22 protein-coding genes are annotated in these 21,235 nt (G+C 64.4%); 4 read left to right on the top strand and 18 right to left on the bottom strand.

Annotated elements, in window-relative coordinates:
- Window positions 1-40: 40 nt before the first annotated feature.
- Window positions 41-604, bottom strand: a complete 564-nt coding sequence (gene efp, locus RSE12_09985; protein WRH64627.1) for an elongation factor P — start codon at window positions 602-604, stop codon at window positions 41-43.
- A gap of 223 nt (window positions 605-827) precedes the next feature.
- Between efp and RSE12_09980 the strand changes: the two genes are divergently transcribed.
- Window positions 828-1,154, top strand: coding sequence for a DUF6280 family protein (locus RSE12_09980; GenBank protein ID WRH64626.1), 327 nt, complete (start codon window positions 828-830; stop codon window positions 1,152-1,154).
- Between the two features lie 100 nt (window positions 1,155-1,254).
- Here RSE12_09980 and RSE12_09975 read toward each other — a convergent pair whose 3' ends face one another.
- From RSE12_09975 to RSE12_09965, 3 genes are all read right to left on the bottom strand, one after another.
- Window positions 1,255-2,529: a hypothetical protein gene (locus tag RSE12_09975; protein WRH64625.1), complete on the bottom strand. Its 1,275-nt coding sequence runs from the start codon at window positions 2,527-2,529 to the stop codon at window positions 1,255-1,257.
- A gap of 129 nt (window positions 2,530-2,658) precedes the next feature.
- Entirely contained in the window at window positions 2,659-3,978 is a 1,320-nt protein-coding gene (locus RSE12_09970) for a TolC family outer membrane protein (protein WRH64624.1), read from the bottom strand.
- A 139-nt stretch (window positions 3,979-4,117) separates the two neighbouring features.
- On the bottom strand, window positions 4,118-4,771 hold the full coding sequence (locus RSE12_09965; GenBank protein WRH64623.1) for a protein-L-isoaspartate O-methyltransferase: 654 nt from the start codon (window positions 4,769-4,771) through the stop codon (window positions 4,118-4,120).
- Between the two features lie 219 nt (window positions 4,772-4,990).
- On the opposite strand from RSE12_09965, the gene RSE12_09960 reads away from it, so the two are divergent.
- Window positions 4,991-5,836: a fumarylacetoacetate hydrolase family protein gene (locus RSE12_09960; GenBank protein WRH64622.1), complete on the top strand. Its 846-nt coding sequence runs from the start codon at window positions 4,991-4,993 to the stop codon at window positions 5,834-5,836.
- 79 nt (window positions 5,837-5,915) lie between these two features.
- On the opposite strand, the gene dxs is transcribed toward RSE12_09960, so the two are convergent.
- The 13 genes from dxs to RSE12_09895 all read right to left on the bottom strand — a co-directional run bounded on the left by dxs (window position 5,916) and on the right by RSE12_09895 (window position 18,038).
- Window positions 5,916-7,835, bottom strand: coding sequence for a 1-deoxy-D-xylulose-5-phosphate synthase (gene dxs / locus RSE12_09955; GenBank protein WRH64621.1), 1,920 nt, complete (start codon window positions 7,833-7,835; stop codon window positions 5,916-5,918).
- Between the two features lie 173 nt (window positions 7,836-8,008).
- Entirely contained in the window at window positions 8,009-8,233 is a 225-nt protein-coding gene (gene pufX, locus RSE12_09950) for an RC-LH1 core complex protein PufX (protein ID WRH64620.1), read from the bottom strand.
- Between the two features lie 10 nt (window positions 8,234-8,243).
- On the bottom strand, window positions 8,244-9,167 hold the full coding sequence (pufM, locus tag RSE12_09945) for a photosynthetic reaction center subunit M (GenBank protein ID WRH64619.1): 924 nt from the start codon (window positions 9,165-9,167) through the stop codon (window positions 8,244-8,246).
- The gene (gene pufL, locus RSE12_09940; protein WRH64618.1) at window positions 9,160-10,008 is read right to left on the bottom strand and encodes a photosynthetic reaction center subunit L; all 849 of its coding nucleotides are present in this window, start codon (window positions 10,006-10,008) and stop codon (window positions 9,160-9,162) included. Before pufL ends, pufM begins: the two co-directional genes overlap by 8 nt.
- A 121-nt stretch (window positions 10,009-10,129) precedes the next feature.
- Complete coding sequence (pufA, locus tag RSE12_09935) at window positions 10,130-10,306, bottom strand: light-harvesting antenna LH1, alpha subunit (protein ID WRH64617.1); 177 nt, start codon at window positions 10,304-10,306, stop codon at window positions 10,130-10,132.
- Between the two features lie 13 nt (window positions 10,307-10,319).
- On the bottom strand, window positions 10,320-10,469 hold the full coding sequence (gene pufB / locus RSE12_09930) for a light-harvesting antenna LH1, beta subunit (protein WRH64616.1): 150 nt from the start codon (window positions 10,467-10,469) through the stop codon (window positions 10,320-10,322).
- A gap of 155 nt (window positions 10,470-10,624) precedes the next feature.
- The gene (gene pufQ / locus RSE12_09925) at window positions 10,625-10,846 is read right to left on the bottom strand and encodes a cytochrome PufQ (protein ID WRH64615.1); all 222 of its coding nucleotides are present in this window, start codon (window positions 10,844-10,846) and stop codon (window positions 10,625-10,627) included.
- A complete protein-coding gene (gene bchZ, locus RSE12_09920; GenBank protein ID WRH64614.1) occupies window positions 10,843-12,318 on the bottom strand; it encodes a chlorophyllide a reductase subunit Z in 1,476 nt (491 codons plus the stop codon). The genes pufQ and bchZ overlap by 4 nt, the downstream gene beginning before the upstream one ends.
- A complete protein-coding gene (bchY, locus tag RSE12_09915; GenBank protein ID WRH64613.1) occupies window positions 12,318-13,889 on the bottom strand; it encodes a chlorophyllide a reductase subunit Y in 1,572 nt (523 codons plus the stop codon). The genes bchZ and bchY overlap by 1 nt, the downstream gene beginning before the upstream one ends.
- A gap of 63 nt (window positions 13,890-13,952) precedes the next feature.
- The gene (locus RSE12_09910; protein ID WRH64612.1) at window positions 13,953-14,954 is read right to left on the bottom strand and encodes a chlorophyllide a reductase iron protein subunit X; all 1,002 of its coding nucleotides are present in this window, start codon (window positions 14,952-14,954) and stop codon (window positions 13,953-13,955) included.
- A complete protein-coding gene (gene bchC, locus RSE12_09905; protein ID WRH64779.1) occupies window positions 14,951-15,895 on the bottom strand; it encodes a chlorophyll synthesis pathway protein BchC in 945 nt (314 codons plus the stop codon). The genes RSE12_09910 and bchC overlap by 4 nt, the downstream gene beginning before the upstream one ends.
- A gap of 113 nt (window positions 15,896-16,008) precedes the next feature.
- Entirely contained in the window at window positions 16,009-17,148 is a 1,140-nt protein-coding gene (locus RSE12_09900; GenBank protein WRH64611.1) for a methyltransferase, read from the bottom strand.
- Complete coding sequence (locus RSE12_09895; GenBank protein ID WRH64610.1) at window positions 17,145-18,038, bottom strand: polyprenyl synthetase family protein; 894 nt, start codon at window positions 18,036-18,038, stop codon at window positions 17,145-17,147. The genes RSE12_09900 and RSE12_09895 overlap by 4 nt, the downstream gene beginning before the upstream one ends.
- 124 nt (window positions 18,039-18,162) lie before the next feature.
- Between RSE12_09895 and crtI the strand changes: the two genes are divergently transcribed.
- Window positions 18,163-19,761, top strand: coding sequence for a phytoene desaturase family protein (gene crtI / locus RSE12_09890; GenBank protein WRH64609.1), 1,599 nt, complete (start codon window positions 18,163-18,165; stop codon window positions 19,759-19,761).
- Between the two features lie 14 nt (window positions 19,762-19,775).
- Window positions 19,776-20,585: a carotenoid 1,2-hydratase gene (locus RSE12_09885; GenBank protein WRH64608.1), complete on the top strand. Its 810-nt coding sequence runs from the start codon at window positions 19,776-19,778 to the stop codon at window positions 20,583-20,585.
- Window positions 20,586-20,769: 184 nt separating this feature from the next.
- Here the strand turns inward: RSE12_09885 and RSE12_09880 are convergent, their stop codons facing one another.
- The gene (locus RSE12_09880) at window positions 20,770-21,231 is read right to left on the bottom strand and encodes a TspO/MBR family protein (GenBank protein WRH64607.1); all 462 of its coding nucleotides are present in this window, start codon (window positions 21,229-21,231) and stop codon (window positions 20,770-20,772) included.
- Between the last annotated feature and the right edge of the window lie 4 nt (window positions 21,232-21,235).

Below are 21,235 nucleotides of genomic sequence, written 5' to 3'. Positions count from 1 at the left end.
GCCGGTCACGAGAACCGGCCTTGCCACCTACCACAGCCGTTCAGGCGCGTTCGGAATATTCCATCAGTTCGGTATGAACGATGATTTCCTCATCCTGACCGATGAAGGGCGGGATCATGATGCGCACGCCGTTATCGAGGATCGCGGGCTTGAAGCTGTTCGCTGCCGTCTGCCCCTTGACCACCGGTTCGGTTTCCACGATCCGGCAGCGCACCTTTTGCGGCAGGGTGACGGCCAGCGCCTCATCGCCATAATAGCGGATGGTCGCGGTCATGCCGTCCTGCAGGAAAGGGCGGCGGTCGCCCAGCAGTTCGGCATCCAGTTCGATCTGTTCATAGGTTTCCGAATCCATGAACACGAGGCGGCCATCGGTTTCGTACAGAAACTGCTGGTCCTTGTTTTCGAGTTTAACCTCTTCGACCTTGTCTTCAGACCGGAAGCGTTCGTTCAGTTTGCGGCCGTCACGCAGGTTCTTCAGTTCCACCTGCGCGAAGGCCCCGCCCTTGCCGGGTTTGACATGGTTCGCCTTGACTGCCGCCCAGAGGCCACCGTCATGTTCCAGCACCATGCCGGGTTTGATTTCGTTACCGTTGATCTTGGGCATGTCGGTGGGTGTCCGGATTATGGCGGAAATGGTTGAAGAATTCTGAACGTGGCCTATATCTTGCAGGCACATCCAAGGCAAGCCGACGATATATTGTACCGATACAGGAAAGACATGCGGCAAATGCATGGCAGTCCTGTTAAAAGAACAATACCGAATCGTGACCAAATGGTCATATTCGCCGGACGCCAGAAAAGACAAGACAAGAACAGGAAACGACGAGATGCTCGATTTCGTTGATGGCACCGCCTTCAATTACGAACAAGGCCAGCGGGCGCGCAAGCTTTTCGCTGCCGTGGTCCTTGCTGCGCTCGATGATGCGATTGCAGATGACAAGAAGTACGGCAACGGGCCGGAACAGATCGCCCGTTGGGCGCGGTCGCGTGACGGGCGTGAAGTGCTGTCCTGCGCCGGGATCGACCCGAATGAGCGGGTGGTGAAGGGCCTTATGGATTTCGTCGCCAAGGGCGTGCGTACGTCGGTCGCGCTGTCGCGCGAAGAATCCGAACGCCGCCACGCGCTTGAGGCGGATCAGGCCGAAGCCGCCTGATCACTGCCCCGTCGGCAGAATAGAAAACGCGCCCCAAGGGGCGCGTTTTTCGTTGCGGTGTTCCGTGAAGGTCGGGGCGCAAAGGCCCCGCAGGCCGCGCTTATTCGAAATCGCGCACAGCCAGCGCGCGGGCGATTTCGGCCCGGACCAACTTGCGCACATTGCGGGTGATCCGTTCGCCCAAGGCACCCTGCAATTCTTCGCGGATGATGTCGCGCACCAGATCGCGCAGCATATCCTCGTCAAAGGCGCGGTCATCCAGATCATCATCGGCAAAGCGGGCGAAGGCGGAGGCTGTCACCTCATCCTCAAGCTCGCGCCGGATTTCCGCTTCGGCAGCATCTGCCCAGCGGGGATCGGTGCTGCCTTGATGCGCGGCGGCGGCCGGGGTGACGGGCGGTCCGATTTCAACAGGGTCGGCATCGACCGGCTCTGTCTCCATGCGGGCCCAATCCGGCAGATCGGCGGGATCGTCCTTGTCTGTCATCGCGGGCTCCTCGGCCATGGCGACGGGCTGACTGTCGATGGTCGCGGCCTCGGGTTCGGGCCAGCCTGCATCATCGGGCGCGTCTTGCGCGTCCACGTCAAGCAGGATGTCCGGCTCACCCGCTGCGGCCCAATCCTGAACGGGCCAGGCATCGGCAAGGGCATCGCTGGTCATGTCACTGGTTACATCACGGGGGTCGTCGATCACCTGATCCAGCGCATCCATTGCCGGGATCGGATCTGCTTCAAACGGCGCAACGTCAGCGATATCGGCGATCGGATCGGTGCCGAGCACGGCCTCGACCTCGAAATCGCTGTCGAGATCGACAAAGGGCGCTTCGCTTTCGGACACGGTCCAGATGTCTTCGGCCAGCTGCGGATCGCGCAGCGTCAGCGGTTCTGGCATCAGCGGCTCTGGCGCATCGGCCACCGCGTCATCATTTGCGGGCGCCTGCGCAGGCTCTGCCTCTGCCCAATCGGATTCGAACCGCGCGGGCGGCTCTGCCGCCGTTTCCCAATCGCCCGGTCCGGATTCCAGCCCGCGCGCGACCTGCCCCATCACCGCGTCCAGCCGGGCCGCGCCGCGTTCGAGGCGGATGGAATGGAAGGACATGACAGGTTCAGAGGGCGCAGCCTCTTGCATGGGGGGCTGAACGGTGGGCTGAACCGGGGCCGGCGCGGCCTCGGGCTCTGCCATGGGCGCGGGTTCGTCCGGTTCGGGCGCGATGCGCAGGGCGGGGGTCAGGATCAGCTTGTCCGCCTGTGGTGGTTCCACCGGTGCGGCAGGCGGCACGGTGCCCTTTGCGGCAGGGCGCAGATCGTCAGACACCAGACGGCGGATGGATGACAGCACGTCTTCGATATCGACGGAATTCAACCGCTCGGACATTTCGGGTCGAACCTCCTCGGCAATTGGCCGTTTCCAGACGAATCTATTGCCCACAACCAAGGCGAGATCAAGGAACACGCAGCATCAGACAACGCTTCGCGCCCTGCCGTTGCCCGGCTGCACGCCGGATCAATCGTCGATGCGGTCAAGGATGCGTTGCAGTTTCTTGCCCTGCGGGCTGGTCACAGGCGCATTCTTGACCGCGTTATAGTACAGCGCGGGGTCATAGGTCGGCACGCCAAGGTTCAGGTGTTCGACCGACAACAGCCCCATCGCCGCCAGCAGGTTGTAGACACCGACATAACGCTGCGCTTCGGCCTGAAGCTTTGTCGCGCGGGCATCCAGCAGTTCCTGTTCAGCGTTCAGCACATCCAGTGTGGTCCGCGCGCCCAAGGTTGCCTCTTCACGCACCCCGTCAAAGGCCGTTTGCGCCGCCTGCACCTGCAGGCTGCTTGCCTGAATGGAGGCCGCCGCAACTTCGAGTGCGGTCCAGGCGTTGCCGACATTTTCGCCAACCGTGATGGTGGTATTCAGCAGATTCGCCTCGAACGCCTCTTTGTTGGCCAGCGCCGCACGATGTGCCGAGGACAAGCGGCCCCCGGCATAGAGCGTCTGGTTGAAAGACAGGGACAGGCTGTCGCGGCGGACGTCCTGATCAAGGCCCTGCGCGATACTGGCGTTCAGGTCGATTGACGGGCGCATCCCGGCCTTGGCCGCCTCTACCCCGAGTTGGGCGACGGTAACCTGACGCTGGGCCTGCAAGATATCGGGATTGCTGCGCAGACCGATCATCCGCGCCTCTTCCATCGACCGCGCGGTCTTGGGCAGCGGGGGAAGTCCGGCCAGATTGCCCGGATAGGCCCCGGTCACGGCACGATAGCGTTCGCGGGCCACCTGAAAATCACCCTGCGCGGCGGCAAGACCCGACCGGGCAGCCGCTTGCCGCGCTTCGGCGATGGCCACATCGGTGCGCGTCACCTCGCCCACTTCGAACCGGTCCTGCGCGGCGCGCAGTTCCTGCGTGATGAGCCGGACGTTGGATTGGCGCAGGGCCACAATCTCGGCCTGAAGGCGCACCTCGACATAGGCACTGACGGCGGACTGCAGAACCTGCGCCTCAATATCCTTCAGCGCCTCGCGCGTGGCGAGGACGGTTTCCTTGGCAATTTCGACACCCAGCCGCCCGCGCCCGAAATCAAACACCGTCCATTCTGCGGCCAGCGACAGGGTGGATTGCAGGCTGTCATTGCCGGCGACATCGGGGGTGTTGTTGGTGTTCTCCGACTGCGCCACGAAATTGACCACAGGCCGCAGCTTTGCCACGGCATCCGCCACGTCTTCATCGGCGGCGCGCAGCAAGGCCTCGTTCTGATCGAGGAGTTTTGAGTTCTTGTAGGCCGAGGCCAGCGCATCGGCGAGCGTTTCGGCCTGCACCGCCGGGGCGGACATGCCCAGAACGGAGACCGCAACTGCTGCAAGGAAACCACGCATCATAATCCTGCCTATCCGACTTGGGCGATCCGGCCGCCTTTATTGCCTTGCATCCGCGCGCGCCAGAACAGGGCCGGCGCAGATCCCATCCGTCATGTCAGAGCACGAAACCGCGCGCTGCCGAAAACCCCGGCAGCACAGGGGCCGCCGCGTTGAAAACCTGCCGCCAGGACACAACGCCATCAATCTTGTAGCCGATGCGGGCCGTGCCAAGGGCACCTTCCATGAAAACGGCGCCGATGCGACCGCCTTCCTTGAGCTGCGCCAGCAATGCCTCTGGCACCACCTCGACCCCGCCCTGAATGGTAATCACGTCGAACGGCGCATGGCGGGCATCGCCTGCGGCGAGCGGTCCGACAACAACGGCGGCGTTGTCCACACCTTCGGCAGACAGCGTGCGCTGCGCCTCGGCGGCCAGAGATTCGTCTTCTTCAACGGCCACCACGGCATCAGCCAGCCGCGCGATGACGGCGGTCGAATAGCCCAGCCCGCAGCCCAGATCGAGCACCAGTTCCCCAGGCTGCACATCCAGCGCATCGAGCAGTTTTGCCAGCGTGCGGGGCTCCAGAACCACCCGCCCCGGCGCGATGTCGAGGTTTTCGCCAACATAGGCCGCTTCGCGCCGTGCGGAGGGGACAAACACCTCACGCGGGACGGCGAGCATGGCTTCGATGATCGGGAACTTGGTCACGTCTGACGGACGCACCTGCGTGTCTACCATCATCACCCGCCGGGTTGCGAAGTCGCTCATCATCCGAACTCATCTGTATGGTCGCGTTCAATAACTCTCTGCCACACTTCCCGCAGAGGGGCAACGGCCCATGGGCAGACGCGCCGCAAAGTGAAGGCCCTTGTCGTGGCGATGCAACGCTTTGCGAGGGATCCCAGAGGCCGCGGTGAAGCGCCAGTCGGGGGGTTGCAAATGCCCCGGCTTCGGGGTTCCCTGCCCCGGCTGAAACGGGAGGATGGCATGAAACTGTTGCGCGTGGGGAATGCGGGGGCCGAGGTTCCGGCGATGGTCGATGCAGGCGGCGCGATCCGCAGTCTGGCCGGGATCGTTCCCGATATCGCGGGCGATGTGCTGACGCCCGAAGGTCTGGCCCGCATCCGCGCGATCGACCCGGCCACCCTGCCCGTACTGGATGCCGCATCGCGCATCGGCCCCTGCGTCGGGCAGGTGGGCAAGTTCATCTGCATCGGCCTGAACTATGCCGATCACGCGGCAGAATCGGGCCTGCCCGTGCCGAAAGAGCCGGTGATCTTTCTGAAAGCCAATTCCGCCATCGTCGGCCCGAATGACGAGGTGCTGATCCCGCGCGGATCGGTCAAGACGGATTGGGAGGTGGAGCTTGGCGTGGTGATCGGCAAGCGCGCGTCTTATGTCAGCGAGGCAGAGGCAATGGATCATGTCGCGGGCTATTGCGTGATCAATGACGTGTCCGAGCGCGAGTTTCAGATCGAACGCGGCGGCACCTGGGACAAGGGCAAGGGCTGCGATACCTTTGGCCCGCTTGGCCCCTGGCTGGTGACGGCGGATGAGGTGGCTGATCCGCAGGATCTGGGTATGTGGCTGGAGGTGGACGGGCACCGCTATCAGAACGGATCGACCCGGACGATGGTCTTTGGCGTGCGCCATCTGGTGCATTACGTGAGCCAGTTCATGACCCTGCATCCCGGTGATGTGATTTCCACCGGTACCCCGCCCGGCGTGGGCATGGGGCAGAAACCTGCGCCGGTCTATCTGAAAGGTGGCGAGGTGATGCGGCTGGGGATCGACGGGCTGGGCGTGCAGACCCAGCGCGTCGGGCGGGCCTGAGACGCCGCCAACAATTTTTCTGCGAAAAATCAGGCGCCGGACGCCCCTGAATTTTCGCAGGAAATTCGTTGGGGCGGGATCAGACGATCCGCAGACCCGGTCTTGCGACGGTTTCCGCACGGCCAAGGGCTGCGCGCACGGTCATTGCGATATCTGCCGCCGACAATCCGGCCCATTGATACATTTGCGCGGGGCTGGCCTGATCGATGAAGCGATCCGGCAAGGTCATGGTGCGGATCGCGCGGCCCTTTTCCAGCCCACCGGTATTGGCCAGATGGTGCAGGACCAGCGCGCCAAAGCCGCCTGTGGCCCCCGTTTCCAGCGTGATCAATGCCCGGTGATCTTCGACCAGCATGTCGATCAGCCGGGTATCCAGTGGCTTGGCAAAGCGGGCATCGGCCACGGTGATGGAAATCCCCTCGGCCTCGAGCAGTTCCGCCGCGGCCAGGGCTTCGGACAGATGTGCGCCATAGGACAGGATGGCGGCATCCGACCCCACCTTCATCACCCGACCCTTGCCGATCTCCAGCGGCACGCCGCGGACGGGCATGTCGACGCCCATCCCTTCGCCGCGCGGATAGCGGAAGGCGATGGGGCCTTCGTCATGCGCAATGGCGGTGGCGACCATGTGGACAAGCTCTGCCTCATCCCCCGCCGCCATGACGGTAAAGCCCGGCAGATTGGCGAGGAAGCCGATGTCGAAGGCCCCGGCATGGGTGGCCCCGTCCTGCCCCACCAGACCGGCGCGGTCGATGGCAAAGCGCACCGGCAGGCCTTGGAGCGCCACGTCATGGACGATCTGGTCATAGCCGCGCTGCAGGAAGGTGGAGTAGATGGCGCAGACGGGTTTCAGCCCTGCCGCCGCCATGCCGGCGGCAAATGTCACGCCGTGCTGTTCGGCAATGCCCACATCGAAAACGCGGCTCGCAAAGCGTTTCGCCATGATATCTAGCCCGGTGCCCGACGGCATGGCCGCCGTGATCGCCACCACCTTGGGATCGCGCGCGGCCTCGTCCGTCAGGGCATTGCCGAAGACGGTGGTATAGGCAGGGGCGTTGGATTTGGCCTTGGCCTGTTCGCCGGTGACCCGGTCGAATTTCGACACGCCGTGGTATTTGTCGGCCGCGCTTTCCGCCGGGGCAAAGCCCTTGCCCTTGACGGTGACAGCGTGGATCAGCACCGGCCCTGTGGCCCGCGCCCGCGCGGCGCGCAGGGTTTGCAGAACCTGCCCCATGTCATGGCCATCGATCGGGCCGATATAGGAGAAGCCCAGTTCCTCGAACAATGTGCCGCCGCCGGGCATCCCGGTGACGAGTTGCCGCGCGCGGCGCGCGCCGTCGCGCATGGGGCCGGGCAGATGGGATTCGAACTCTTCCGCCGCCGCCTTGAACAGCGCAAGCGGCCCCTTGGCCGCGATTTCATTGAGGTATTTCGACAAGGCCCCCACCGGAGGCGCGATGCTCATGTCATTGTCGTTCAGGATCACGAACAGCCGCTTGCCCAGATGGCCTGCGTGGTTCATCGCCTCATAGGCCATGCCGGCTGTGATGGCCCCGTCGCCGATCACGGCGATGGTATCACCCACGGGCATGCCCATCTCGCGCCCCATGGCATAGCCCAGCGCGGCAGAGATGGAGGTGGAGCTGTGCGCCGCCCCGAACGGATCGAATTCGGATTCCGCGCGTTTGGTAAAGCCTGAAAGGCCGCCGCTTTGGCGCAGGGTGGACATGCGTTCCCGCCGCCCGGTCAGGATCTTGTGCGGATAGCATTGATGGCCCACGTCCCAGATCAGTTTGTCGCGCGGGGTGTCAAAGACGGCATGAATGGCGACGGTCAGTTCCACCACGCCCAGCGATGATCCCAGATGCCCCCCGGTCTGCGAGACGGTGTTGATCACCTCGCGCCGCACCTCATGGGCCAGACGCGCCAGATCGGTATCTGTCAGCGCCTTCATGTCGGCGGGGCCGGAGACACGGTCGAGAAGCGGGGTATCGGTCATCGTCATGCTCCGTGTGAAAAAAAGATGCCGTGTGAGCAAACCCACACGGCACCAGGTCCCTGTCGCCAACAGGAAGGGAACCGGGCAGTGGTTGCGCCCCGGATCCGGGCCGGCGTATGGCCCGAATGTAATGGCCCGGGCGGAGCGTTGGTCCCGCCCGGGCAAAGATTGTGTCAGGCCGTCTGCGTTTCCGCCGGGGCCGTGATCAGAAAGGCGTTGGGATCAGGGGCCTGCTTGCTTTCCTCGGGCAGCAGGAGGCCGATGCCCCAGACTGCCAGAAGGATCGCGCCTACCGAGAGGAGGAACAAAGCCGCCCATCCCGCACCCGCCAGCATCTGATAGAGCGCCCAGGAACGCAGGGCAGTGCCGGGTTTCTGTTCAAAGAAATTGTCTGACATGGTTATCCCCTCAATCCAGCGGCGCGTAGCCGTGGTCTTGCGCCCACACGAACCAGTTGTCGACGACTGTACCGGTCAGAAGGATACCGATACCGCCTGTCAGCGTGACCAGCACCGCAAACCACCAGGCCCAACGGTGAATGCCTTCCATCGTGGCATTGAAGCCCATGGTCCAGCGCCAGAAGAGCGCTGCACGTTCGGACGCGGTGCCACGATCGGCGATCTGTTCCAGTTCACGGTCGCCACCGAAGCGCGACACCGCAAGAATGGTGGCCCCGTGCATCGCAAACAAGAGGGCCGACCCGTAAAGGAAGACGATCGAGAGTGCGTGGAAGGGGTTGTAGAACAAGTTGCCGTAGGTCAGCGAGAAGTTGTTGGTCCAGTCGAGGTGGCTGAAGATGCCGTAGGGCACGGCTTCCGACCACGATCCCATCAGGATCGGGCGGAACAGGCCCAGCACGAGGAACAACCAGATGGCGCTGGCAAAGGCCCAGCTCACATGTTTGCCCATGCCCAGCGCTTCGGCGCGCAGATAGGTGCGCACCCACCAAGCCAGAACCGAGACCAGCAGGAAGAAGGACGCGATCAGCCACAGCCCGCCTTCGGCGATGGGCGCGAAGCCCAGGCCATAGTCGGACGACGGCGGTTCGAGCGAGAACCAGAACAGATCCCGCATGAAGACCGCCGGGTTGAAGCCGGCCTGATACCAGTACCAAGCCCCCACCAACATGAACCAGACCGCGCCGGACATCAGCGAGATCACCCCCATCGTGCCCAGATAGACGGGCCCGAGTTGGGCGTTTCCGAACCAGCCGGCCAGGGTGGAGAAACTTGCCCCCTTGGTCCGGTTGGAGAGTTCGACCGCTTCGACCATCCCCATTTCGGGGGAAGCCTGTACCTGCACTTGCGTGAAGATGTTCTGATACTCAGCCATTTACGCCTCCTGCGATATCAGCCCACCACGGCAGCTGCAGCCACCAATCCCACCAGACAACCCACTGGTCGAACCAGATGGTGCCAGAGATGATGATGCAGACCGCGCTCCAGAAGCCCGCATTCAGCGCCAAGAGAAGGCCAAGACGGTGGATCCCGAGGGTGCCAACGGAGTAACCGATCAGATCGCGGAAATAGGTGTCTTCATGGTCCGGCGTCCGCATTTCCTTGCCCTTTTCGGGGTTCGCTGCGGACAGGATCAAGGCGCCGTGCAGGGAAAGCGCGAGCGCGTTCGTGAAAAAGAACGACACGGCAATCATGTGGGCGGGGTTGTAGTGGAAGTTGCCGTATTGATAGCCCGTGTTCGACACCCAATCGAGGTGCGTCCAGATGCCATAGGGGAACGCATATCCCCAGGCACCCATCATCAGCGGGCGAAAGACGACAAGTGTGGAATAGGCAAGAATGGCCACGGCAAAGGCAAAGGGCACATGAAAGCCCATACCCAGCTTGCGGCAGATCTCTACCTCGCGCAGCGCCCATGAGATGAAGGCACCATGCGCGCAGATCGTGATGAGCTGCCACAGGCCCCCCTCCATCAGGGGTGCAAATCCCAGCCCATATTCGACGGGCGGCGGATCAATCGAAATGAGCCACGGGTTCCAGACGCCTTCCATGGCGGTGCCATAGAAAATCAGGATCGTGCCCAGCGCCGCGAAAAAGAACGTCGTGACGCCAAAGAAACCGACGAAGAAAGGCCCGACCCAGAAGTCGAACAAGTTCCCGCCGATCAGCGTGCCACCTGGCACGCGGTATTTTCGTTCGAAGCTGAGCAGTGCCATGCTTCCCTCTCCGCTGTGTTGCGCCCGGCGGTCGTCGCTGGTGCCGTCGGAATAACCCGTTCAGGGTCGCCGCGGGCGAAGGAGTATTGCCTCCGCCCGCAGCCAGTGCCTTGCGGCATCGTTACTCGGTCGCAACCACAGATGCGCCACCGGCGCTTGCTGCGGTTTGGAACCAGTTCAGCCCGTTGCTCAGAACCACGAGGTGGATCATCGCAGCGAGAAGGAACAGGAAGACGCCCTGAGCCACGAACACGCGGCGGGGGTCGAAGATCAGCCAGATTTTGTAGAATTTCGACATGGTATGATCCTCCTCAGAACCAGGGGCGCCAGATGTACGTGGCGATATGCGCGACAACGGCGATGGCAACGAAGAGCCAAAGCCCGCTCATATACACCGAGTGCAGTTCCTGCGCCTGCTCGTCGGTCAGACCTGTGAAACTCAGGTCGCTCTTATCAGCCATAACAATCCTCCGGATGGATTAGCTGAGCCGCAATCCCTGCGGCGGGGTTACGGTCGGGCGGAATGCCGTTCCGTTTTTTTCACCGCCCCACGATGGTCTGCGGGGCGGCGAAGCGGTGACGGGCTGGGCGCAACCCGGTGAAGTCGTCCGCCGTGTTACGGGCGGAAGATATTGGGCGTGATCGACCCCGCCTCGCGCCAAGCGCGGGCCAGGGGGCCATTCACGGGCAGCCGCCGTTCGGTGATCGTCTGCACGATCCAGGCGACGGCGGCGAAGGGGATCACCACCAGGAAGATGACGGCGAAGTAGGCGTAAAACTCGACGCGCGGCGCACGGTGGGCGTGATGGCCCTGTCCGTCTGCGGAATGATCGCTCATGCAGTTCCTCCCTTGGTGATTGTGCCGAACGCGCCACGCAGCGCTTCGACGGTTTCCTTGACCACCCGTTCGTCCCCTTGGTCGAGCGCGGCCTTTTCGGCTGCGTCGCGCAGAGAACGTGCCGCAGAAATGCGGGTCAGGATCGGATGTTCGGAAACGATCCGGTCCAGTTCTGCCTGTGCGTCGACATCCCAAGGGAAGTCACGGCGCAGGGTCGTGGGGGTGGCAGCGGCGCTGTCCATGTCCGTGCCAAGCGGCAGGATGTGGAAGAGCGCTTCGAACAGACCGTTGCAGACTTCCTGCAACAGCCAGACACAGCCGGCATAGCCCATGAAGGGCGTGCCGGTATGGCGGCGGATGGCGGCGCCGGGGAACGAGGCCGCGATGAAATGCGGCTGCGGTCCGTGGCCTGCCTTCAATTCGGCGAGGTACATCTTTTCGTTGATCGACCCCATCACCACCAGCGGGCGGTGTTGGCGGATCAGGGCGCGCACCTGTTCGTTGTTCGTCTTGGTCCCCGCCGTGCGTGCCACGGCAAAGGCGCAGGGCAGGCCCAGATCGGTTTCCAGATAGTTGCGGATGCCACGGGCATAGGTTTCATTCGCCACGATGGCAAAGTTCGCCGTGCCGAAGAAATCCTGCGTCACCGACCGCCACAGATCCCAGACGGGCTTGAGCGTGGAATGCTTTTCCTGGGCGATGAACGGTTCCGGGTCCAGACCCAGCAATTCACCCAGCTTGCGCAGGAATTTCGTCGTGCTGTCCAGCCCGACGGGGGCCTGAAGGTAGGGTTTGCCCAGCACCTCGGCCAGACCGCGGCCGAATTCGCGGTACATGACGATGTTGACATCGGCATTCACCAGATTGCGCATCTCGGCCAGATGGGCGCCCAGCGGCATAACCATGTTGACCGCGCCACCGATGCCTTCGACAAGGCGGCGGATTTCGTGCAGGTCCGACGCCATGTTGAAGACGCCGTACATCGGTCCAAGGATGTTCACGCGCGGCTTATCACCCGGTTCACGCTTTTTCTCGACCGGCATCCGGCCCTTGGTCTGGCCAAACTCGGTGAAGATCCACGTCATCGCGCGATCTGCGCATTGCCATTGATCCTCGTCGATGGTGCGGGGAAGGAAGCGCTGGATGTTGGTGCCCTGCGGCGTCACGCCGCCACCGATCATTTCCGAGATGGACCCCGTGACCACCACCGCGGGCAGCGCAGGATCCAGCGTTTTCCAGGCCCGCGCCATCGAGGCTTCGGTGCCGGATGTCATCTCATCCTCGCCCAGCCCGGTGACCACGATGGGCAATTCATGCGGCGGCAGCGCGTCGGTGTAATGCAGCACCGACGTTACCGGCAGGTTTTCACAGCCTACCGGGCCGTCGATGACAACCTGCAAACCCTTGACGGCGCAGAAGGCATAGATCGCCCCCCAATAGCCGCCTGCCCGATCATGATCCTGCACCAGCATCAGATCATCTCCTCGGCCTTGGCAGCTTTCGCCAGCTTGTCGAGCTTCTTCTGATGGGTGGCGCGGAAATCGGGGCGCAGGTTCGGGGCGCCTTCCCAGATGCCTGCGGTATCGCCGGTGCCGACACCTTCGAAGAATTCCTTCATGCCTTCCATGCGGCCCTTGTTGGCCATGGCGGCATTGACGACCTGCCCCAGGCTCCCTGCCCCGGCCGGCCCCATCAGCGGGCGCGCGGAAATCAGGTTGGTGAAATACAGCGCCGGGATCGCCAGTTCCTTGGCCTTTTGCACAACGGGCGTGGTGCCGATGGCCAGATCGGGGCGGAAGGCCTCCATCGCGGCGCAGTCATCTTCCAGGCTGGCGCGGTATTTCACCGCGACACCCTTGGATTCCAGCCAGGCGCGGTCGGGTTCGCTCCATTCATTTCTGGCGCAGGCGGTGCCGACATAGGCCACATCCGCGCCGCTTTCGATCAGCAGGCGCGCGACCAGCAGTTCCGAGCCTTCATAGCCCGACAGCGTGATCCGGCCCTTGATCGGATTGTCGGCCAAAGCCGCCTTGATTGCCGCGCCAAAGCCGTTCTGTGCAGCGGCGATGCGGTCTGCAGGAACGCCATAGGCCGCGCCAATGGCCGCCAGCCATTCCATTGTGCCGTCATGGCCCACAGGGGCGGAGCCCACGATCTTGCGGCCTGCCGCCTGAAACTCGCGGATTGCGGCGGTGTAGAAGGGATGGATCGCCGCCACCACACCGCAATCCAGCGCGGCATAGAGCTCGCGCCATTCGCGGCAAGGCACGACAGGCCCGGCAGCCAGCCCAAGCGGGGCCAGCATCGCGCCAATCATCATCGGATCGGCGGGGAACATCTCGCCCAGCAGGGCGACAGTCGGCCGGTCGGACCGCCCGCGTTCGGGGGCGGCGACGGGGCCTGCCTCGATCTCGGTGCGGGCATATTTCAGCATTGCACCCGCCAATACATCCTTGGCCTCGGCATGGGTCGGCACGCCAAAGCCCGGAACGTCGATGCCCACGATGCGCACACCGTTGATTTCATTGGGCAAGAGCTTCAGCGGAACGCCGCTGGCGGTGGGAACACAAAGGTTGGTCACCACAACCGCATCATAGCGGTCGGGATCGGCCAGTTCATGCACCGCGTCGCGGATATCTTCGAACAGCTTGCCGGTGACCAGCGATTCCGAATTGAAGGGCACATAACCCACCGACCGCCGCGCGCCATAGAAATGCGACACGAAGGTCAGGCCATAGACGCAGCAGGCAGAGCCCGACAGAACTGTCGCCACCCGCCGCATCCGCAGACCAACGCGCAGCGACCCGAAGGCGGGGCACATGCTTTGCGGTTTGTCATGCGGGCCTTGCGGATAGTCGGCGGCATATTGATCAAGGATTTCCGAATTGCCCGCCGCCCGTGCGGCGGCTTCCATCTCGGCAGCACCGGCATGGCACCCCATGCCGTCAACCGGCGCACCCGCCATGGCAGGCGCAGCCGCATCCCGGACCCCTTCGGTCACCGGGGTTTGGTCAGCCATGTCATAACGGGTTTCGCTGGTCATTACTTGGTGCCTTTCCGGGCGATGGCGCGCAGGGCTTCTTCCAGTTTTTCAAGAAGATGCAGGTCAAACATTGTCGTAGACCACTTCCAGTGACTTCACCTCGGCCGAGTATTTGCCGCGCATGTCGGCATCGGTTGCCGGGCTCAGTACGAAATCTGCACCGGTGGTTTCGGCATCGAACAGGCCCAGCAGGCCATCCTGCGTCAGCGGCTTGGGCCGCAGCGGCGGGGCTTCGGCGACGTTTTCGGCCAGCTCGGTGAACAGGCCACCCCATTGCGTGGCATGGGTGCCGACGATCTGGTAATTGGCCGATTTGCGGCGCAGGTCGTCATCCGCCGGGATGCTGGCCAGGATCGGGATATTGACCGCTGCGGCAAAGGCCGCAGCCTCGCCCGTGCCGTCATCCTTGTTGATGACCATGCCCGCCACGCCGACATTGCCGCCCAGCTTGCGGAAGTATTCCACCGCCGAGCAGACGTTGTTGGCGACATAGAGCGATTGCAGGTCGTTCGAGGCGACCACGATCACCTTTTGCGCCATGTCGCGGGCGATCGGCAGGCCAAAGCCGCCGCAGACCACATCGCCAAGGAAATCCAAGAGGACATAGTCAAAGTCCCAGTCGTGGAAGCCCAGCTTTTCGAGCAGTTCAAAGCCGTGGATGATCCCGCGACCCCCGCAGCCGCGGCCCACTTCCGGCCCGCCCAGTTCCATCGCGAAGACACCGCCGCGCTTGAAGCAGACATCGCCGATCTTGACCTCTTCACCCGCCAGTTTCTTGCGGGTCGAGGTCTCGATGATCGTGGGGCAGGCCTTGCCGCCGAACAGCAGGCTGGTCGTATCCGATTTCGGATCGCAGCCGATCAGCAGCACGCGCTTGCCGTTTTCGGCCATCATGTGGCTCAGGTTGGCCAGCGTGAAGGATTTGCCGATGCCGCCCTTGCCATAAATCGCGATGATCTGCGTTTTCTTGGTCGGCTCGCCCTGCGGCACTTCCAATGTGGGTTCTTCGTGGGCCTCGTCCCGAAGACGGGCGTCGAAGTCCTTCAGATTCGGAACGTCGTTCATGCGTGGCCCTTCCAGTCGAGAATCATTTTCAGGCAAGCCGCATCGTCGAATGCGGTTGCATAGGCTTCCGGGGCCGCTGACGCGGGCCGGGTGTGGGTGATCAGACCGGCCAGCGACAGCGCACCGCTTTCGATCAGCGCGCGGGTGGCGGTCAGGTCTTCGGCATTCCATTCCGAGGCGATGCGAATGCGCGCCTCTTTCATGAAGGCCGGGGGAAACACGAAGGAGACGGGTTCGGTATAGAACCCCGCCAGCACGACCTCGCCGCCCTTGGCCAGACGCATGATCAGCTGGTCTAGCAGGCCCTTGGCGCCGCTGGCATCGTAGATGGCTTTGTAATCGCGGCGCGGGTCGTCTTCCGGCGCGATGCAGGCATAGCCCGCCGCGCCGTCGCGCCGCGCCGCATTGGTTTCCCACACGGTCGGCGCAGGGGCACCAGCGGCCACGGTCAGGCGGGCCAGAAGACGGCCCAGCGTGCCATGACCCACGATCAGATCGGGCAGCGCGGTGTTGAAGCCAGCCAGCGCATGACGCGCGGTTGCGGCCAGCGCCAGAAGTGCGCCTTCGGCCCCCATGCCCCGGTCGATCCGGGCCACGCGATGCGCGGGCGTCACCAAATGGCGCGAGGCGCCACCGAAGAGGCCCTTCACATCACCGGTAAAGCAATTGGCGCCCGGCACGAACACATGATCGCCAACCTTGAAACCGCTGCCTGCGCCCGCCTCGACCACCTCGCCCGCAGCTTCATAGCCGGGGACAAGCGGGTAACCCATGCCAGGAAAGGGCGGCATGGTGCCGGAATAAAAAAGCTTTTCGGTGCCGGTGGAAATGCCGGAATGGGCGATCTCGACCACCAGATCCCCGTCGCCGGGGGCTGTCAGTCCCAGCACCTCAAGGGACAGATCCCTGGGTCCGGAAAGGATGACGGCGGTGGTTTGCAACTTGATCTCTCCCTGCGCCATCCTGCCCCGCTCTTTCGGGTCCATCACGGCTTGGTGTAAGTGTAGACTGACAGCGCGTAGTGTCAACTTAATTAGACACTTTTTGGAACAACTTAGGCAGCAGGCACCGTGGCTGTCACCACGGAGGTGACAAAAGGTCGGAAACCCTGAAGGATTATTGGGTCCGAAAAGCCTGCATTCCGCAGCATACGCGCAATCTCAGCCCCGGACCGGGTGCGCCCCGTCTGCATGGCCAGAGTGTAAACAGAAAAGTACACATCGGTTGCCCGGTCCGGAGAATCCCCCCCGGACATCGGCTCGGACACCACGACTCGGCCCCCTGGCGGGAGCGATGTGAACACGGCCCGTAACAGCGCCGTGATCGTGTCGTCGGCATGGTCGTAAAGCACCCGCACCAGCGAGATGGCATCGGCCCCTTGCGGCAGCGGATCATCGCGGAAAGACCCCGGCACGATGGTCACCCGATCCGACACCCCCGCCGACGCAAAGCGCGCGACGGCACCCGGCACCACGGCAGGCAGATCGAAAAGCGTCATGCGCAGGGCCGGATGTGCGGCCCCCACGGCGGCCAGAAAGGCCCCCGTCCCGCCGCCCACATCCATCAGATGCTGAACGCCCCGAAAATCCACCAGCCGCAGCGTATCGGCCGCCACCAGACCCTGGCTGTCGGCCATCAGATCGGAATAGCGCTGCGCCAGCGCCGGATCGGCCGCACCGCCCGCACCAAAGACATAGGGCCAGAACTGCGCCAGTTCGGGCTGTGTCTCGCCCCGGAAGAAGGCCACCGGATCGGCCAGATCGCGGTAGAGCACGGGGTGATGGCGCACCATCGCCTCCAGCCCCGGCACTGTCAGGAACGCCGCGCCGCGCACGGTCAGCCGCCAAATTCCGCGCCTCTGCGCAAGCAGGCCAAGCCCCGCCCCCGCCTGCAACAGCACCGCCATCCGCGCCGGCGGCACACCTGCCGGCCCCGCCAGTGCAGCCAGCGGTGCAGGCCCTTCGGCCAGCCGGTGCAGCACGCGCAATTCCACGAGCGCCAGCAGTGCCTGCGATTGCACGAAGCCGGAGACGACATCGAACAGCGCCTCGCCCTCGCGCCGCGCGATCAGACGCAGGCCGGGAACGCGGGCGCAAATGGCATGGAACCGCGCCGAAAGGCCCAGCCGCACCGCCAATGGCTGCCGCGCAGCCCGCACGGGGCGCAGACCCGGCCCGCTGGCCGCGTCTGTCATCCCCGCACCGGGTGCAGATCGACCGGGGTCATCCGTTCGGCATAGGCGCGCACCATGGCGGCCAGCATCGCTTCGCCGGGGCAGGATGGGATAGAGGCAATTGCCCCGCCCAGAATATCCTTCAGATGGCGCACCGCGCCTGCAACCCCCAGTTCCTGCACCGCCGAAGGCCGCGCATGGGCCGCATCCTGCCCCGCAGGCTTGCCCATTTCGGCCTCGGTCAGGAGCGCGTCTTTCAGGTCATCAGCCACCTGGAACGCCTCACCAATACGCGCGCCCAGTTCTTCCCACGGCTCGGGCTCTTGCCCTGCCGCGATGGCGCCCATCTGCGTGGCCGCGATGAACAGCGCCCCGGTCTTGGCACGGTGATAGGCCGACAGGTTCACCACAGGCTCGCTTTCCCAACCCTGCCCGGCGCAGATGCCACCGGGCATGCCGGTGCGCTGTGCCAGAACACGGATCAGGTCCACTGCCCGGCGCGGATGATCACCCGCCGCCCGCGCCAGCACCTCGAAGGCCAGCACGATCAGCGAATCCCCCGCCAGCACGGCCAGCGGCTCGCCATAGGCGCGGTGCACCGTGGCCTTGCCGCGCCGCGTATCGGCATCGTCGAAACAGGGCAGATCATCATGCACAAGGCTGGCGCAATGGATCAGTTCCAGCGCCGCCGCCGCTGCATCAGTGATCTGCGGGCGATCATCGCCGCAGGCCCGGGCAACCGACACAAGGATGGTGGGCCGGATCCGCGCACCACCCGGCAGCACGGCATGATCCAGCGCGCCGCGCAACCTGGCCGGGGCTTCGCCATGGGACGCAGGCCCCATGCCCAGCGACAGGGCCGCGGTGACAGCCGCCTCGATCCGCACGTCCATCCCGGCATTCAGACCCATGATGGCCCCTTTCGCATCCTGATTTCGATCAGTCTTGCACTGACGGCTTAAAGTGTAAACTAAATCTTACACCTTGATGTAATTCCGGATGGACATATCGCCGGACGCGTCTAAGACTTCCGCCATGGAACAGCCGCAGGCAAAAGACGCGCGCGACCGCGTCATCGTCATCGGTGCCGGGATGGGCGGCCTTGCCTCGGCCATCCGTCTGGCGGCGGCGGGGCTTGCGGTCACGGTGCTGGAACGGGCCGATGCGCCGGGTGGCAAGGCGCGCGCCCTGCCCTCAGCCGCCGGTCCGGTGGATACGGGGCCAACGGTCCTGACCATGCGGCATGTGTTTGACGCGCTGTTCGCGTTGAATGGCGAACGGATCGACGATCACCTGACGCTGATCCCCCAGCCCATCCTTGCGCGGCACTGGTGGCCGGGGTCTGATGCGCTGGACCTGACGCCGGACCGTGCGGCCAATGCCGATGCGATCCGCGCCTTTGCGGGCCCGCGCGAGGCAGAGGCCTTTTTGCGATTCGATGCGCTGACCGAATCCCTGTTCCGGGCCTTTGACGTGCCGGTGATGCAGGCCGCCCGTCCCGACCTGCCCGCCATCGCCCGCGCCGCGCTGAGCCAGCCGCGCCTGTGGCCTGCCCTGCGCCCCGGTCTGACGGTGGAAGGGCTGCTGCGGAAGCATTTCCGCGACCCGCGCCTGATCCAGCTTTTCGCGCGCTATGCAACCTATGTCGGCGGCAGGCCCGCCCATTCCCCGGCTGTCCTGTCGCTCATCTGGCGGGCCGAGGCGCGGGGGGTCTGGGCGGTTGAGGGGGGGATGCACCACCTTGCCGCTGCGCTGGCCGCACTGGCCGAACGCATGGGGGTGCAGTTCCGCTATGGCACATCCGCCACCCGCATCACCCGGCAAAGCGGGCGGGTGACGGGGGTGCAGATAGATGGCGGGCGCACCCTGCCCTGCGGTGCCTGCGTCTTCAACGGTGACCCTGCCGCGCTGACCACGGGGCTGTTGGGGGATGCCGCGCAATCCGCCCTGCCGGCCCGCGCGGCCGGCCCGCCCAGCCTGTCGGCGCTGGTCTGGGCCTTTGCCGCAACGCCGCAGGGGGAACGGGCGGCGGATCTGATCCATCACAACCTGTTCTTCACCGATGATCCTGCGGGTGAATTCGGCCCCATCGGCAAGGGGCAGATGCCGGAAGCCCCCACCCTTTACCTGTGCGCCGAGGACCGCGCCCGCGGTCCCGCCCCCGCCCACTCTTTCGCAAACACGCTCGAACGATTCGAGATCATCCTGAACGCCCCCGCTGGCCTGCCCGCGCGACCCGAGGATTTCACCCGATGCCGCCACATGACCTTCGATCACCTGTCCCGCATGGGGCTGACCTTTTCCCCGTTGCCCGACAGCGCGGGGTTGACCACGCCCGCACAGTTGAACCGTCTGTTTCCGGCGTCACAGGGGGCGATCTACGGGCGCTCGCCCGAAGGGATGATGGCGGCCTTCCAGCGCCCGCCCGCGCGAACAGCCTTGCCGGGCCTGTATCTGGCGGGGGGCGGGGCGCATCCGGGGGCGGGGGTGCCGATGGCAGCCCTCTCCGCGATGCACGCGGCCGCGGCGATCATGCAGGACCGGATTTCCGGGTCGAAGTCGGCCCCGATGGCTATGCCTGGTGGTATCTCGACGGTGTCTCGGATGACGGGCGGCGCGCGGTCTCGGTCATAGGGTTCATCGGATCGGTGTTTTCGCCTTGGTATGCCTGGTCCGGGCGGCGCGAGCCGCAGAACCATGTCTGCCTGAATGTCGCCACCTATGGCCCGGGCGGGCGCTTTACCATGACGGACCGGGGCCGCAGCGCCTTGCGCCAAAGCGCGGATACCCTGACGCTTGGCCCCAGCCGGATGCACTGGACAGGGCGGGAATTGGTGATTGATGTGGACGAGGTGTCATCCCCGCCCCTCATCAGCGCGGTGAAGGGCCGGATCGTGCTGACGCCCAGCGCGGTGACCGGGGTGGAACTGGCGCTGCATCCGCGCCATGTCTGGCGCCCGTTTGCGCCGCTGGCCCATATCTCGGTGAACCTGACGCAGGGCCATGTCTGGGAAGGCCATGGCTACTTCGACGCAAACTTCGGCACCGCTGCGCTGGAGGCGGATTTCGATTTCTGGACCTGGGGCCGGTTCCCGATGCAGGACCGGGCGCTGTGCATCTATGACGCGATCCGCCGCGACGGATCGCGCCTTGATTTCGGGCTGGAGGTTACTGCAGGGGGCGAGGCGCGCGAAGTGGCGCCGCCGCCCCGCACGGCCTTTGCCCGGTCGCGCTGGCAGGTCCGCCGCGAAACCCGTGCCGATGTGGGCACCACCCCGCGCGAGGTGATGTCGATGCTGGATGCACCTTTCTACAGCCGCAGCGTGGTGGAAACCCGGCTGGAGGGTGAGGTGACGCAAGGCGTGCATGAGGCGCTGGATCTGACCCGGTTCCGGTCTCCGCTGCTGAAACCGATGCTGGCCGTGCGCGTGCCACGGCGCAGCGGGTGGAGCTTCTGACCCAAATTCCTTGGAAGGAATTTGCAAAATTCTTCGAAGAATTTTGTCTGGCGTTTCTGTATGCCGTTGCGCGCGGCGGCCCTGGACCGTTCGCTCCGTGCATACGGCTTGCTGCACAGGTGTCTGCACCGCGCGCTGCACAGCCCGTTTCGGCATGTTCCGGCGATTTCCGTCGCTTTGAAGCTTACGCCGTCACTGGATTGCGCACCCAGACCGACCGGTTCAACGCCCCGGCAATCGACACCCAAAGCAGGTAGGGCGCGAACAACAGCCCAGCGATCCAGTCCACCTGCCAGAAGGCAAGCATCGTGGCGGCCACGGCCAGCCAGAGCAGGAAGATGATCACCAGCCCAGCGCCGAGCCTGCGAAGGCCGAAAAAGACGGGCGTCCACAAGGCGTTAAGGGCAATCTGTACCGACCACAGCGCCAGCGCCTGCCCTGTGCCGTCGATCATCGCGACCCGCGCCGCTGCCGTGGACATGCACAGATAAAGCACCGTCCAGGCCACCGGAAACAGCCAATCCGGCGGGGTCCAGCGCGGTTTGTTCAGGCTGCGATACCAGTCGCCGGGCTGAAACAGCGCTCCCGTGGCCGCCGCCGCCCCGCAGGCAGCGAGATAGGTCAGAAACAGGGTGAAGAATTCCATGACA

Source organism: Fuscovulum sp. (genome assembly GCA_035192965.1).
Taxonomy (GTDB): Bacteria; Pseudomonadota; Alphaproteobacteria; order Rhodobacterales; family Rhodobacteraceae; genus Paragemmobacter.
The sequence above is the reverse complement of the archived record's forward strand: the minus strand, read 5'-3'. Positions and strand labels throughout refer to the sequence as shown.

Coding starts and splice junctions, on each gene's coding strand:
- efp (WRH64627.1), bottom strand. CDS start 604: ATGCCCAAGATCAACGGTAACGAAATCAAACCCGGCATGGTGCTGGAA.
- RSE12_09980 (WRH64626.1), top strand. CDS start 828: ATGCTCGATTTCGTTGATGGCACCGCCTTCAATTACGAACAAGGCCAG.
- RSE12_09975 (WRH64625.1), bottom strand. CDS start 2,529: ATGTCCGAGCGGTTGAATTCCGTCGATATCGAAGACGTGCTGTCATCC.
- RSE12_09970 (WRH64624.1), bottom strand. CDS start 3,978: ATGTCCGCCCCGGCGGTGCAGGCCGAAACGCTCGCCGATGCGCTGGCC.
- RSE12_09965 (WRH64623.1), bottom strand. CDS start 4,771: ATGAGCGACTTCGCAACCCGGCGGGTGATGATGGTAGACACGCAGGTG.
- RSE12_09960 (WRH64622.1), top strand. CDS start 4,991: ATGAAACTGTTGCGCGTGGGGAATGCGGGGGCCGAGGTTCCGGCGATG.
- dxs (WRH64621.1), bottom strand. CDS start 7,835: ATGACCGATACCCCGCTTCTCGACCGTGTCTCCGGCCCCGCCGACATG.
- pufX (WRH64620.1), bottom strand. CDS start 8,233: ATGTCAGACAATTTCTTTGAACAGAAACCCGGCACTGCCCTGCGTTCC.
- pufM (WRH64619.1), bottom strand. CDS start 9,167: ATGGCTGAGTATCAGAACATCTTCACGCAAGTGCAGGTACAGGCTTCC.
- pufL (WRH64618.1), bottom strand. CDS start 10,008: ATGGCACTGCTCAGCTTCGAACGAAAATACCGCGTGCCAGGTGGCACG.
- pufA (WRH64617.1), bottom strand. CDS start 10,306: ATGTCGAAATTCTACAAAATCTGGCTGATCTTCGACCCCCGCCGCGTG.
- pufB (WRH64616.1), bottom strand. CDS start 10,469: ATGGCTGATAAGAGCGACCTGAGTTTCACAGGTCTGACCGACGAGCAG.
- pufQ (WRH64615.1), bottom strand. CDS start 10,846: ATGAGCGATCATTCCGCAGACGGACAGGGCCATCACGCCCACCGTGCG.
- bchZ (WRH64614.1), bottom strand. CDS start 12,318: ATGCTGGTGCAGGATCATGATCGGGCAGGCGGCTATTGGGGGGCGATC.
- bchY (WRH64613.1), bottom strand. CDS start 13,889: ATGACCAGCGAAACCCGTTATGACATGGCTGACCAAACCCCGGTGACC.
- RSE12_09910 (WRH64612.1), bottom strand. CDS start 14,954: ATGAACGACGTTCCGAATCTGAAGGACTTCGACGCCCGTCTTCGGGAC.
- RSE12_09900 (WRH64611.1), bottom strand. CDS start 17,148: ATGACAGACGCGGCCAGCGGGCCGGGTCTGCGCCCCGTGCGGGCTGCG.
- RSE12_09895 (WRH64610.1), bottom strand. CDS start 18,038: ATGGGTCTGAATGCCGGGATGGACGTGCGGATCGAGGCGGCTGTCACC.
- crtI (WRH64609.1), top strand. CDS start 18,163: ATGGAACAGCCGCAGGCAAAAGACGCGCGCGACCGCGTCATCGTCATC.
- RSE12_09880 (WRH64607.1), bottom strand. CDS start 21,231: ATGGAATTCTTCACCCTGTTTCTGACCTATCTCGCTGCCTGCGGGGCG.